The 12123-nt window shown below is 69.0% G+C and carries 10 protein-coding genes; 6 read left to right on the top strand and 4 right to left on the bottom strand.

The window, feature by feature from the left end; genetic code table 11:
* Positions 1-234 (bottom strand): hypothetical protein (locus ENSA7_RS45105; protein WP_219908082.1); only part of this gene is annotated, 234 nt, incomplete at its 3' end.
* 6 nt (positions 235-240) lie between these two features.
* Between ENSA7_RS45105 and ENSA7_RS29780 the strand changes: the two genes are divergently transcribed.
* The 3 genes from ENSA7_RS29780 to ENSA7_RS29770 are packed head-to-tail and all read left to right on the top strand — an operon-like array spanning position 241 to position 2656.
* Positions 241-840, top strand: a complete 600-nt coding sequence (locus ENSA7_RS29780; RefSeq protein ID WP_219908081.1) for a hypothetical protein — start codon at positions 241-243, stop codon at positions 838-840.
* A 9-nt stretch (positions 841-849) separates the two neighbouring features.
* Positions 850-1707, top strand: a complete 858-nt coding sequence (locus ENSA7_RS29775; protein ID WP_106092756.1) for a hypothetical protein — start codon at positions 850-852, stop codon at positions 1705-1707.
* 22 nt (positions 1708-1729) lie between these two features.
* On the top strand, positions 1730-2656 hold the full coding sequence (locus ENSA7_RS29770) for a hypothetical protein (protein ID WP_106092755.1): 927 nt from the start codon (positions 1730-1732) through the stop codon (positions 2654-2656).
* On the opposite strand, the gene ENSA7_RS29765 is transcribed toward ENSA7_RS29770, so the two are convergent.
* Both ENSA7_RS29765 and ENSA7_RS29760 read right to left on the bottom strand, forming a co-directional pair.
* Entirely contained in the window at positions 2657-4000 is a 1344-nt protein-coding gene (locus ENSA7_RS29765) for an Lcl C-terminal domain-containing protein (protein WP_181234246.1), read from the bottom strand.
* 140 nt (positions 4001-4140) lie between these two features.
* Complete coding sequence (locus ENSA7_RS29760) at positions 4141-5175, bottom strand: aspartate-semialdehyde dehydrogenase (RefSeq protein WP_106092753.1); 1035 nt, start codon at positions 5173-5175, stop codon at positions 4141-4143.
* 175 nt (positions 5176-5350) lie between these two features.
* On the opposite strand from ENSA7_RS29760, the gene tkt reads away from it, so the two are divergent.
* From tkt to ENSA7_RS29745, 3 genes are all read left to right on the top strand, one after another.
* Positions 5351-7387: a transketolase gene (gene tkt / locus ENSA7_RS29755; RefSeq protein ID WP_106092752.1), complete on the top strand. Its 2037-nt coding sequence runs from the start codon at positions 5351-5353 to the stop codon at positions 7385-7387.
* A 99-nt stretch (positions 7388-7486) separates the two neighbouring features.
* Positions 7487-8254 carry a hypothetical protein gene (locus ENSA7_RS29750; protein WP_106092751.1) on the top strand — a complete coding sequence of 256 codons (768 nt, stop codon included), beginning with the start codon at positions 7487-7489 and terminating at the stop codon, positions 8252-8254.
* A gap of 123 nt (positions 8255-8377) precedes the next feature.
* Positions 8378-10318, top strand: coding sequence for an ATP-binding domain-containing protein (locus ENSA7_RS29745; protein WP_106092750.1), 1941 nt, complete (start codon positions 8378-8380; stop codon positions 10316-10318).
* On the opposite strand, the gene ENSA7_RS29740 is transcribed toward ENSA7_RS29745, so the two are convergent.
* Positions 10308-12011, bottom strand: a complete 1704-nt coding sequence (locus ENSA7_RS29740; RefSeq protein WP_106092749.1) for a glutamine--tRNA ligase/YqeY domain fusion protein — start codon at positions 12009-12011, stop codon at positions 10308-10310. The two genes, ENSA7_RS29745 and ENSA7_RS29740, sit on opposite strands and share 11 nt — an antisense overlap.
* Positions 12012-12123 lie beyond the last annotated feature (112 nt).

Below are 12123 nucleotides of genomic sequence, written 5' to 3'. Positions count from 1 at the left end.
CCCCAGTCCCCAGAGTTCACCGCCGCCCTCGAGCACCTCGAGCAGACAGACCGCGACACCAACCGAGGCACCGATCCGCTCACGTCCGCAACCACCCTGCGCGAAGCCCTCACAGCCCTCGACGCATACGCCCCCGAACTCGCAGTCTCGCCCACCGCCACAGACCTCCGCCAGCGCGCCCGCCTCAACCTCGCGCGCACGTACATGCTCGCGGGCGAGACCACCCTCGCGCACGAAACCATGGACGAGGCCATTCGCGAAGCCATGGGCGCCGAGGTCAGGGCCGAGCTATTCGGCCCCAGCCTCACCGAACTCTACGAACAACGAGTCGCCGCGCTCGACGAACTCGGCCGCGCAGACCTACTCGTGACCTGCGCCAAGCCGTGCAGAATCTACATCAACGAGACAGCAATCCCGCCCGATCAAACCCCAAACGTACCGCTAGGCAGCTACCGAGTATGGGTCGAAGACCCCACCGGCGAGCTACCCCGCAAGCGCGAGGTCGTCGAGCTAACCGAGGCCGACGAAGTCTACGAGGTCACGTTCGCGCCAGTCGTACTTCCCCCGTCATCCTCCCGACCTCCATCAGCGTCACCCCGGATCATGCCGCGCGGCGCGGAGATCACCTTACTCGTAATCGGAGCCGGCCTCACCGCGACGGGCGCGGTCTTGGCCGCAACAAACGACACCAAGGTCGGCCCCATGATCGCCGGCGCCCTCAGCCTCGCAGTCGGAGCAGGCCTCGGCACCTGCGGCGCGATCACGCTAACGATCGACGAGCGAGCGCGCCGCAGAGGCGCCGCCCATCAAGCAACCCTCACCTGGACAATGCAGTTCTGAGCACGAATCATGCTCGCGCTCAACCTCGTGCTCGCGCTGACCCTGTCGCCGCCAACCCCGGCGCCAGACTACCAAGCCACGCTCACACAACTATCCCACGCAAACGCCAACCTAAACGACCCCCCCGAACAGACCGCGGCCGCGCTGCTCGAGGCGCTGGTCAACCTGACGCGGTTCCCCGCGAGCGTGGCGATCTCTCCCGACGCACAGGCGCTCCAGAGCCGGGCCCAGCTAAGCCTCGCTCGCTCCTATCTCCTGCTCGACAAACCCGACCAGGCGGCCGCGACCACCGACGAGGCGATCCGCACCGCCCGAGGACGCGAGCTACCCTTCGCAGACTTCGGCCCCACGCTGGAGTCGCTTTACGCCCAGCGCCTCGCAACATTGGAAGCCAACGGACGGGCCCGCCTGCATGTCACCTGCACGATCCCCTGTCGGGTGTTCGTCAACGAGCGAGAGACCCCCACGCTCACCGAGCCCATGTACCTCGGGATCTATCGGGTCTGGATCGTCGACGCATCAGGCAAGCTCCCGCCCAAACAATCCGCGATTCGGCTCGCGGCCGACGGCGCCCAGGTCGAGCTCAGCTACCAACCCAAGCCGACACCGCCAGCGAACCCAGCGTCGCTACCCCACGCCGTCACACCCCGCTCGCGCACGCTACCCCGCAACGTCGAGATCGCCATGATGGCCCTCGGCGTGGGCCTGGCAAGCGTAGGCACGTGGATGATCGGTGCCCGCGAGCGCACCGTCGAAGGCCCGATCGTGATCGGGCTAGGCGGCGTCTCGTTCTTGTTTGGCAGCGCGCTGCTGGTCGTGGACGAGGCCCCCGGGTCACAGCCGCCACCCGCCAAGCGGCTACGTTAGCGATCTGGAGACACGACTCGCGATGCTCACGCTACTGACCACAATCACGCTCCTGTTCGCTCCCACGCAAGCACCCACACAAGCACCCGCCCCCGCGGTCGAGCAGCCGGAGTACGGCGCCGCGATCGACGAGCTGCGCCAGGCCGACGCCGACGCCAACCTCGATCCCGCCGCGGCGACGACAGCGTTGACCAGCGCGATCTCGGCGCTCGAGAACTTCGCCCCCGAGCTTTCAGATGACGCCGAGACCAGAGCGCTGCGCCAGTCCGCCCGCCTCAACCTCGCGCGCGCACACCTGCTGGCCGACCACCAGGACGACGCGGAGCGGATCATGGACGACGCGATCCGCGATTCCATGGGTGACGTCGTCCCGGCCGCGGACTTCGGGCCGAGCCTCGACGAGCTCTACACGCAACGCGTCGACGCGCTCGAGTCCCTCGGCCGGGCCAGCTTGGTCGTGAGCTGCGAGCTACCGTGCAAGGTCTACGTCAACGAGCGCGAGCTCGGGACCGAGCCGCCGCCGCTGCTGCTGGGCACCTACCGCGTGTGGATCGAGGACACGACGGGCAGGCGATCGGACAAGCGCGAGCAGGTCGAGCTCAGCGAGGCGGACCAGGTGGTTGGCGTCGAGTTCGCGGACCTTCGACCAGAGGCAACACAGGTACTGCGGCCGGGCCGTTCTCGCGCCCGGATCATGCCGCGCTGGGCCGAGATCGCGCTGATCGTCACGGGCGTCGGCTTGACGACGACGGGCGGGGTGTTGCTGGGCATCGACGGCAATACACGTCCAAACGGCAGGATCTACCAGACACTGACCGGAGGCATCATCGGCACGGTCGCCGGGGTCGCCACGCTGCTGCCGGGGGTGATCACGCTGAGCGTCGATGAGCGACGACTCGCAGGCAAGACCGGGCGCCAGGCGACGGTCAGCTGGACCATGCGGTTCTGATCAACCTGGCTGCAGCGCCGCGCGTACGCATCGGACCCGGACGTCCGACGCATCCTTGCTGACCGGCTCGATGCTGCGCGCGGCGAGGTCGAGCACGAACACGTGATCCTGGCCGTCTCCGACCTGCGGGGCGAGGGTGCCCGACCAGTACCGGTCTTTCTCGAGCATTCGCGCGCCCCGCAGCGTCTTGAGCTCGTCGAGGCTGGGGAGCCGCCAGTCACGGACGCCTCGGTACGACTTGGCGCGGCAGTCGTTGGCCGCGTCGCGCCACGACATCGTGTCACCCGGCTGGGCGACCAGCAGCAGATCGATCGAACGCATGTCACCGTTGGCGATCGCTTCACGGATGATCGTGGTCGCGTCGGTGGGCTCGGCCTCGCCGCCGTCGTCGCTGCCGGTCTCGTGCTCGCCCGTCGTCGAGTCGTCGCCGGTCGCTTCTTGACCGGTCGTCTCAGGCTCGGCGGTCTCGGTCGCCGTCGCGGTGTCGTCGATCGGTGCGACCGTGGGCGCACCGCGACCGCGCACGAGCGTGGTCTCGGGTCCCTGTGAGTCGATCAGGTAGACGGTGCCCGCGACCGCGAGCAGGACCACGAACAGCACGATGACGATCGATTTGGATGAGCGTCCGGTCCGCGCGTCGACGGGCGTCACGGCTGGCTTGGACGCGGTCCTGGGCGTGGCATCGAGCTTCGCCGCGGGAGCTGGACTCGAGCCTGTGCGCGCAGTGATCCCGCTCGCGTCGGCTTTGGGCGCGGGGCGACCAGGCGCCGGCGCATCGTCGGCCGTCGCGGACCGCTCGCGGCTGACCGACTTGGCGGCGCTCAGCACATAGGACCCAGACACCGAGCCCTCACGGACGGGCGCGCGCTGGCTCGGTGGCGGGGTCTTCGGGATCCGCGTATTGCCACCGGGGATCGCGTCGGAGCCGACAGCCGAGATGTCCGTGACACCCACGACGTCTCGCAATCGGCTGCCGTTCGGGGACTTGGCCTGCTTGGCGAGCGGGGCAGAAGCGTTTGACTGATCGAGCTTGGCGAGCGCGGCGTGGATGGTCTCGGCCATCGCCAGGGTCTCGTCGGGCTCGACCAGCAACTCGGCGAGATAGTGCGCTGGGCCCTTGCGCGCGCTGTAGACCCCCGCGAGGCGTCGGTGCTCGGCGGGGCCCAGGGACTCGCCCAGGCAGACGACGTACAGCCCGGCGCCGGGCACGTCGAGCGCGGGCCCGAGCTGGTGCGGATCAGACTCGACCCCAATCAACAAGCTCGTGGGCAGCCCGTGGTCGGACAGGTGGGCCGCGAGGGGCCGCAGGTGGTCGGCGTCCTCAGGCGCACAACACAGAGTCACCGAGATGGCGTGGCTCGCTGAAGTCATCCCGTGTCGCGAGTCTCAGCTGACTCGTGCGACAGTGTATACCGCGAATCGCGACTGCAGCGTGTATTGTCGATCGAGCGCGAATACGAACAGTGGCACTCCAGTGCCAAGCGTCATGCCCGCAGCGTCGCGTCATCTGCCGCAAACCACACAGACGCGATCCGAACCGCGTTGGTGGCCGCACCCAGCCGCAGATTGTCGCCGGCCACGGTCAGACACCAACGCCGTCCGTCTGCGTCGCGCCCATCTTTGCGGAGCCTGCCGACGAGCGCGTAATCGCGATGTTGCACGGTTGCGAGCGCGGTCAGGTTGGTCCCTTCGGCGCCGGGAACATAGCGCACGCTGGGCGCGGCGTTGAGCAGCTCGGCGATGCCGGCCGCGTCGGCGGGGCGCTCGAGCTCGACCCAGACGTTCTCGTAGTGCCCCACGGGGACCGGCACGCGGCAGCACTGGGCCGAGATCGCGAGCGTGGGCAGCTCGAGGATCTTGCGGCTCTCGTTGACGAGCTTGCGCTCCTCCGACGAGAAGCCCGACGCGTCGGTGCTGCCATTGTGGGGCACGACGTTGGCCGGGTACGCGTTTGGATCGAGCAGCGCGCCGGTTCGATCTCCCGTGCGCTGCATCTGGGTGAAGCCCTCGATCGTCGCGTCGACGAAGCTGGTGAGCGGGGCGAGCCCAGCCCCGGAGATGGCCTGGTAGCTGCTGACGGTGACCTCGGCCAGGCCGTACGCGGTGCGCAGGGGCTCGAGCGCGAGGCTCAGCGGGATCGTCGTGCAATTGGGGTTGGCGACCAACTTGGTGGTTGGCGTCGCGTGCCGATGATTGACGCCCGCGACGATCAGCGGGACCTCGGGGTTCATCCGGTAGGTGTTGCTCTTGTCGATCACCCGGTAGCCGAGCTCGACGAGGCGGGGGCAGTAGCGGGCGCTGTACTGGTCGTCGAGGGCGACGAAGGCCAGGTCGCCTCCGCGTGCGTCGGCTTGCTCGAGCTTGCTCGCGGCGTGGACCTGGTGGGTGCGGCCGGCGTGCTCGAGGGTCTGGTCGCGGCTGGCGTAGAGGTCGAGCTCGGCGTTGGGCCAGGCGCGGTCGATCAGCGTGAGCAGCTCGCCGCCGACCAGGCCGGTGGCTCCGAGAATGCAGATGCGCATGTGCGGAGCCTAAACGGATCACCGTGGGCAGCGAAACTCGTTAGCAGGCTCACACGCCGGGGCGAGCACACACAGACCCGCACACGGGGGTGCCAGCGGGCGAATGACTCGGGTTGGCGATCAGCGCCGCTCGCCCCCCCGTGAGCCGGGCCGCGGGGCGTGATAGCTGTCGCCCATGCCAACGTCCCTTCGCGCCGAGTCGACCCCGCGCAGCTTCGATCCCGCGACCGCCGAGCTGATGGCCAAGACCATCAAGGGTCTCGCGATCGACGCCGTTCAGGCCGCCAACTCTGGCCACCCCGGGATGCCGATGGGCTGCGCTGATCTGGCGACGGTGCTGTGGACGGAATTTCATACCCACGATCCGGCCCAGCCACAGTGGTTCGATCGCGATCGCTTCGTGCTCTCGGCCGGGCATGGCTCGATGTTGCTGTACGCGCTGCTGCACCTGACCGGCTACGAGCTGCCGATCACCGAGCTGAAGAATTTTCGCCAGTGGGGCTCGAAGACGGCGGGCCACCCGGAGTACGGGCACACGCCGGGCGTCGACGTGACGACCGGGCCGCTGGGCTCGGGGTTCGCGGCCGGGGTCGGGATGGCGCTGACCGAGCGCTTCCTGGCCAGCCACTTCAACCGTGAAGGCCACACAATCATCGATCACATGACCTACGGGATCGTCAGCGATGGCGACCTGATGGAGGGCATCGCGTCCGAGGCGGCGAGCCTGGCTGGGCACCTTGGGCTCGGCAAGCTGATCTATCTCTACGACGACAACCAGATCTCGATCGACGGCGCCACCGACATCACGTTCACGGAGGACGTCGCGGCCCGGTTCGTCGCGTACGGGTGGCACGTCCAGAAGGTCGACGGGCATGACCACGCGGCGGTGCGCAAGGCGATCGCGGCGGCGCGGGCGGCGGGCGATCAACCCAGCATCATCTGCTGCCGCACGGTCATCGCTCAGGGCTCGCCAAACAAGGCCGGGACCTCGGGCGCCCACGGTGCGCCGCTCGGGGCCGACGAGGTCGCCGCGACCAAGGCCGCGATCGGCTGGCCGAGCGAGCCGACCTTCCACGTACCGGGTCAGGTCAGCGCGGCGCTCGAGCAGCAACAGCAGGTGCACACGCAGAGCCGCGCCGACTGGGACGCGCGGCTCGGCGCTTACCGACAGGCGCACCCCGAGCTCGGGCGCGCGCTGGATCAGGCGATCGCGGGTGAGCTGCCCGCGGCCGCGACCGAGGTGTTCGCCAAGGTCCTCGCAGGGTTTGAAGTCGGGGGCTCGATCGCGTCGCGCAAGGCCAGTCAAAAGGTGGTCTCGGCGCTGTACGAGGCCTACCCGCTGTTCCTCGGCGGCTCGGCGGACCTCGCCGGGTCCAACGGCACGGAGCTGCCGGGGCCGGGACAGAGCAAGCAGCACCCCGAGAGCCGCAAGCTCCACTTTGGCGTGCGCGAGCACGGCATGGCCGGGGTCTGCAACGGCATGGCGCTGCACGGCGGCGTGCGGGTGTTCGACGCGACCTTCTTGGTGTTCTCGGACTTCATGCGCGGGGCCGTGCGGCTGTCGGCGCTGATGGGCCTGCCGATCGTGCACGTGTTCACCCACGACAGCTTCTACCTGGGTGAGGACGGGCCGACCCACCAGCCGATCGAGCACACCATGAGCCTGCGCTTGATCCCCAACCTGCACGTGATGCGGCCGGGCGACGCGCGCGAGACCGTTGGCGCGTGGCAGTGCGCGATGCAGCGGACCGACGGCCCGACCGCGCTGCTCTTGACCCGGCAGAACCTGCCGACGCTGGCAGCCACCAACGCCGACGCGGTCGCGCGGGGGGCCTATGTCGTGTCGGATCCCGAGGGTGCGGGCGCGCTCGATGGGATCTTCATGGCGACGGGCTCGGAGCTGTCGCTGGCGTCGGCGTGCGTGGACCAGCTGCGCGCGAAGGGCCAGCGGATCCGCCTGGTGTCGATGCCCTGCTGGGAGCGGTTCGAGGCCCAGGACGCTGGCTATCGTGAGTCGGTGCTGCCGGCGGCGGTCGGTCGTGAGCGGCGGCTGGCGATCGAGGCTGGGACCACGCTGGGGTGGTCGCGCTGGGCGGATCATGTGCACGGGATCGACCACTTCGGCGCGTCGGCGCCGGCCGAGCGGCTCGCCGAGGAGTTCGGATTTAGCGTCGACGGCGTGCTCGCGCGCTGGGCCGCGGCGCGAAGCTGAGCATCGGCGTTTCTCGGGTCGAGCTGACGGCGCAAACTTGCGGCAACAAACGCCTCGGCGGCGCCGGCCAGCCGGCCACTCGGGGCTACACTCCCCCGGATGATCTTCGTCGAGACGCCCGAGGTCTCCCATGTCGAGCGCCAGGGCTGGGTGTCGATGGGTATCGGCGCCGGTCTGGCGCTGGTCGCCAGCGCGCTGCCGCAGCTGCGCTTCATCTTCGGCTACTTGACGATCCTGGTCCACGAGATGGGCCACGCCCTGACCGCGTGGCTGTTCGGATACCCGGCGATCCCGACCTTCGACTTCACCTACGGCGGCGGCATCACGCTGCAGGGGGCCCGGGTGTGGCCGCTGTTGCTGCTGCCGCTCGGGCTGCTGGCGTGGATGGGCTGGCAGCACCGCGCCAACCCCCGCGCGAGGTGGGCGTGGACGATCGTCGGGGTCTCGTTCACGCTGCTGGCGATCAGCCCCGCGCACCGCCACCTGATGGTGCTCATGGGCCACGGCACGGAGCTGGTCATCGCCACGGTGTTCATCTATCGGGCGCTGTCGGGCAGCGCGATCAAGCTCGCCGCCGAGCGCCCGCTCTACGCCGCCTGCGGGCTGTTCATCGTGTTCGAGAGCCTGCGCTTCGGGTATGGGCTGATGACCAGCGAAGAGCTGCGCTACATGTACGAGCAGGCCAAGGGCGGCGGTCACTGGATGGACTTCAGCCAGCTCGCGGGTGAGTTTGTGATTCGCGTGAAGACGATCGCCACGCTGTTCTTCTTGGCTGCGCTGACGGTCCCTGGCGTCGCGTGGCTGTTGTTTCGCTACCGCGAGATGATCGGCACGAAGATCGTGAGCACGCTCGGCGCCGAGAGCTGACGGCGCCTCGCATCTAGCCATCTAGGCATCTAGGCATCAGGTCCGACGAGATGGATCCTACCGCAGTCCCGCGAAAAGCAATAGATTGCAAATCTGCGGGCGCTTCGGCCTATTGGGCCGGTCATGAACGGCAAGCCAGCAAAGGTCGAGGTCGATCGTGGTGAACGAATCCAGGCGCTGTGTGCTGCGATCTGGGAGCAGCGAGCGTCGGCCCGTTGCCTAGGCTATCTGCGGGTCCAGACCAGCGGCCGGACCCGCGAGCTGATCCTGGGGACCCAGTCCCTGGTCACTGGCGGATTTGCGCTGCTCGACTGGGAGCAGGCGCCGCTCGCCGAGGTGTTCCTGGCCGATGACGTCGGCGACGACTACGAGGTCGAGCTCGACAGCGAGCGCAGCGTCGAGGGCACGGTGCTGGCTCGGGCGTTGCTGCGAACAGAGGACGGGCGAGTGACCGAGGTCGACGATGGGGTTCGGTGCCTGCGCCGCGCGTCGACGGGCTGGGTCGTCGGTCCGACCCGCCAGCGCTCACCGATCTCGCCACGACCGACCCGCGCCGGCCAGCCAGGCTCGGGCACGACGCCAAGCTCGATCATCGAGGTCGAGCTCGACGCGACCCAGCGCCGCGCGGTCGAGCTCGGGCCCGAGCGCTCGCTGCTGATCCTTGGCGAGGCTGGGTTCGGCAAGACCACGGTCGCGCTGCACCGCGTCGCCCACCTGCACCGCCAGGCGCGGGCGGCCGGTCGATCGTTCGCGGCGCTGATCCTGGTCCCGACCCCCGGCTTGCGGCGCCTGGTCGTCTCGCTGCTCGACCGACTTGGCGTTGACGACGCCGAGGTCCGTACCTTTTTTAGGTGGATCGCCGAGCAGGGCCGCGCGGTGTTCCCAGATCTGCCCGAGCGCGACAGCCAGGCGGCCCCGCTCGCGGTCAGCCGCGTCAAGCGACACCCGGCGGTCCGCGAGGTCCTGCCCGAGATCGTGCGCGGGACCGCGGCGATGCGCGAGGTCGAGCGGGGCTATCGTGACCACGAGACGATCAACACCGCCGAACAATTGCTGCACCTTTTTGGCGACCGGGCGCTGCTCGAGCGGGTCGCCGAGCTGGCCGGCGGCGCGATCACGCCACGCATGCTCCGCGCGGTGCTCGACCACACCAAGGTGTTGTTCTCGCCGACCAGCGAGCACCAGCTTGCCCACGTCGACGCCGACCGCCTGCGCACGATCGACGGCCAGTCGATCGACGCGGGCACCCCGATGCAGGACGCCGAGACAATCGATGTCGAGGACTTCGCGGTCTTGTTCGAGCTGCTGCGCCTGCGCACGGGCGGCGACGTGACGGCCGCGGCCGGGCTGTCGCGCTACGACCACATCGTCGTCGACGAAGCCCAGGAGTTCGCGCCGATCGAGCTGGCGGTGATCGGCCGCGCGCGCGCTGACGGGGGCTCGATCACGCTCGCGGGTGACGAGCACCAACAGGTCGACGAGACCATCGCGTTCACGAGCTGGCCCGAGATGTTGAGCGAGCTGGGCGTCGGCGAGGACGCCGAGCAGATCACCCTGGCGATGAGCTATCGCTGCCCACCCGCGGTCGAGGCGTTCGCCCGCACCCTGTTCGAGCCGCGTCCAGTTGACCCCGACCCAGCAGCTGACGACCCCGCGCTGGTGTTCACCCACGCGGCCCACGAGCTCGAGCTGGTCAGCCTGCTGATCCGCGCGCTGGTGGATCTGCGCCACCACGATCAACCGGCCAGCGTGGCGGTGGTGTGCCGGTTCGCGGCGTCGGCTCGGCGCATGCACACGCTGCTCGCCAAGGCCCTGAGCTGTCGGCTGGTGGTCGACGGCGACTTTCGATTTGGCCCCGGGATCAGCGTGACGTGCGTCGACGAGATCAAGGGCCTCGAGTTCGACTACGTGGTGCTGCCGGACGTGAGCGCGAGCAACTACCCCGACACTCCCGAGGCCCGGCGCGCGCTGTATGTCGCGGCGACCCGGGCGAGCGCGCGGCTGTGGTTGCTGCACCACGGCCGCGGCTCTCGCCTGCTCCCGGCTGCGCCGCTCAGCCCTTGAAGATCTTCTTGAACTTGTTGTCGCGCAGCGTCGCGGTGCGGTTGAACACCAGGTGCCCGGCCGACTCGCTGTCGGGATCGACGGCGAAGTACCCGACCCGCTCGAACTGCACGCGATGACCGACCTTGGCGTCGCGCAGGCTGGGCTCGACGAGCGCGCCGGTCACGAGCTCGAGCGAGCTTGGATCGACGTAGTCCTGGATCGCCTGGCTGCCGTCGAACGCCTCGAGCGCGTCGGTGAACAGGTTGGTGTAGAGCCGGACCTCGGCGGGCACGGCCGCGCCTGCGTCGATCCAGTGGATCGTGCCCTTGATCTTGCGCCCGTCCGCGGGGTTCTTGCCCTTGGTGTCCGGGTCGATCGTGCCGCGCAGCTCGAGCACCTCGCCGGTCTCGGGATCCTCGATGACCTCGGTGCACGCGAGCACGTACGCGTAGCGCAGCCGGACCTCACGACCCGGCGCGAGCCGGTAGTACTTCTTGGGCGGGTCCTTCATGAAGTCGTCGCGGTCGATGTAGATCTCGCGCGAGAACGGCAGCGACCGCGAGCCGTGGGCGTCGCTGTCGGGCATGAAGGGGGCGTCGAGCTGCTCGACCTGACCCTCGGGGATGTTCTCGATCGTGACCTTCAGCGGGTTGAGGATGCCCATCACCCGCGGGACCTCGGCGTTGAGGTAGTCGCGCAGCGTGGCCTCGAGCCGGGCCGTGTCGACGCTGCCCGGTGAGCCGTCCGAGACACCCAGCTCTTCGCAGAACCGCACGATCGCCTCGGCCGGAACCCCGCGGCGACGGAGCCCGCGCACGGTCGGCAAGCGCGGGTCATCCCAGCGCTCGACCACGCCCGACTCGACCAGCTTTCGCAGGTGCCGCTTGGCCAGCACGACCCCGGTGATGCCGATCTCGGCGTACTCGATCTGGCGCGGCGGCTCGACGATGTCGACGTTGGCCAGGCACCAGTCGTAGAGCGGCCGGTGATCCGCGAACTCCTTGCCGCAGGTCGAGTGGGTCACCCCCTCGATCGCGTCCGAGAGCGGGTGCGCGTAGTCGTACATGGGGTAGATCCGCCACGGACCGGCGCGGTGGTGGGTCTGGTCGAGGATCCGATACAGCACGGGATCCCGCATGTTCATGTTGCCGTGGGCCGGATCGATCTTGGCCCGCAGCGTCAGCGAGCCCGGCGCGTGCTGGCCCGCCTTCATCTCTTCGAACAGCCGGCGGCTGTCGGCGACCGGGCGATCTCGCCACGGCGAGGGCCGGCCCGGCTTGAAGAAGTTGCCCCGGTACTCGCGGATCTGCTCGAGCGTGAGCTCCTCGACGTAGGCGAGGTCTTTGTCGATCAGCTGCAGCGCGTACTGGTAGAGCTGATCGAAGTAGTCCGAGGCGTAGAACACCCGGCCCTCGAGGTCGCAGCCGAGCAGCCACGCGACGTCCTCGATCATCGCGTCGACGAACACCTGATCTTCGGCGGCGGGGTTGGTGTCGTCCATCCGCAGGTTGAACAGGCCGCCGAACCGCTGCGCCACGCCGTAGGCGATCGTCGCTCCCTTGGCGTGACCAAGGTGCATGTAGCCGTTGGGCTCGGGCGGGAAGCGAGTGCAGACCGGCCGCGTGTAGCGGCCCGCCGCGAGATCCTCGGCCACGGCGTCGATGATGAAGTTGTCTCGCGGCTCGGTGAGCGCGTCGTCGTGCTTGGTCATGCTCGCCTCGGGGCGGCTCGAGGGCCGCCGATCGGGGCGAGATACTACAGCGTGCGGCGCGACGCTTGGCCGTGGCGCTGGTGGCGGCTGAGATCTCTCGCCGCGTGCTCGC

Source organism: Enhygromyxa salina (assembly GCF_002994635.1).
In the GTDB taxonomy this organism is placed as follows: Bacteria; Myxococcota_A; Polyangia; order Nannocystales; family Nannocystaceae; genus Plesiocystis; species Plesiocystis salina_B.
The sequence above is the reverse complement of the archived record's forward strand: the minus strand, read 5'-3'. Positions and strand labels throughout refer to the sequence as shown.

Coding starts and splice junctions, on each gene's coding strand:
- ENSA7_RS29780 (WP_219908081.1), top strand. CDS start 241: ATGGACGAGGCCATTCGCGAAGCCATGGGCGCCGAGGTCAGGGCCGAG.
- ENSA7_RS29770 (WP_106092755.1), top strand. CDS start 1,730: ATGCTCACGCTACTGACCACAATCACGCTCCTGTTCGCTCCCACGCAA.
- ENSA7_RS29745 (WP_106092750.1), top strand. CDS start 8,378: ATGAACGGCAAGCCAGCAAAGGTCGAGGTCGATCGTGGTGAACGAATC.
- ENSA7_RS29750 (WP_106092751.1), top strand. CDS start 7,487: ATGATCTTCGTCGAGACGCCCGAGGTCTCCCATGTCGAGCGCCAGGGC.
- ENSA7_RS29760 (WP_106092753.1), bottom strand. CDS start 5,175: ATGCGCATCTGCATTCTCGGAGCCACCGGCCTGGTCGGCGGCGAGCTG.
- ENSA7_RS29740 (WP_106092749.1), bottom strand. CDS start 12,011: ATGACCAAGCACGACGACGCGCTCACCGAGCCGCGAGACAACTTCATC.
- ENSA7_RS29775 (WP_106092756.1), top strand. CDS start 850: ATGCTCGCGCTCAACCTCGTGCTCGCGCTGACCCTGTCGCCGCCAACC.
- tkt (WP_106092752.1), top strand. CDS start 5,351: ATGCCAACGTCCCTTCGCGCCGAGTCGACCCCGCGCAGCTTCGATCCC.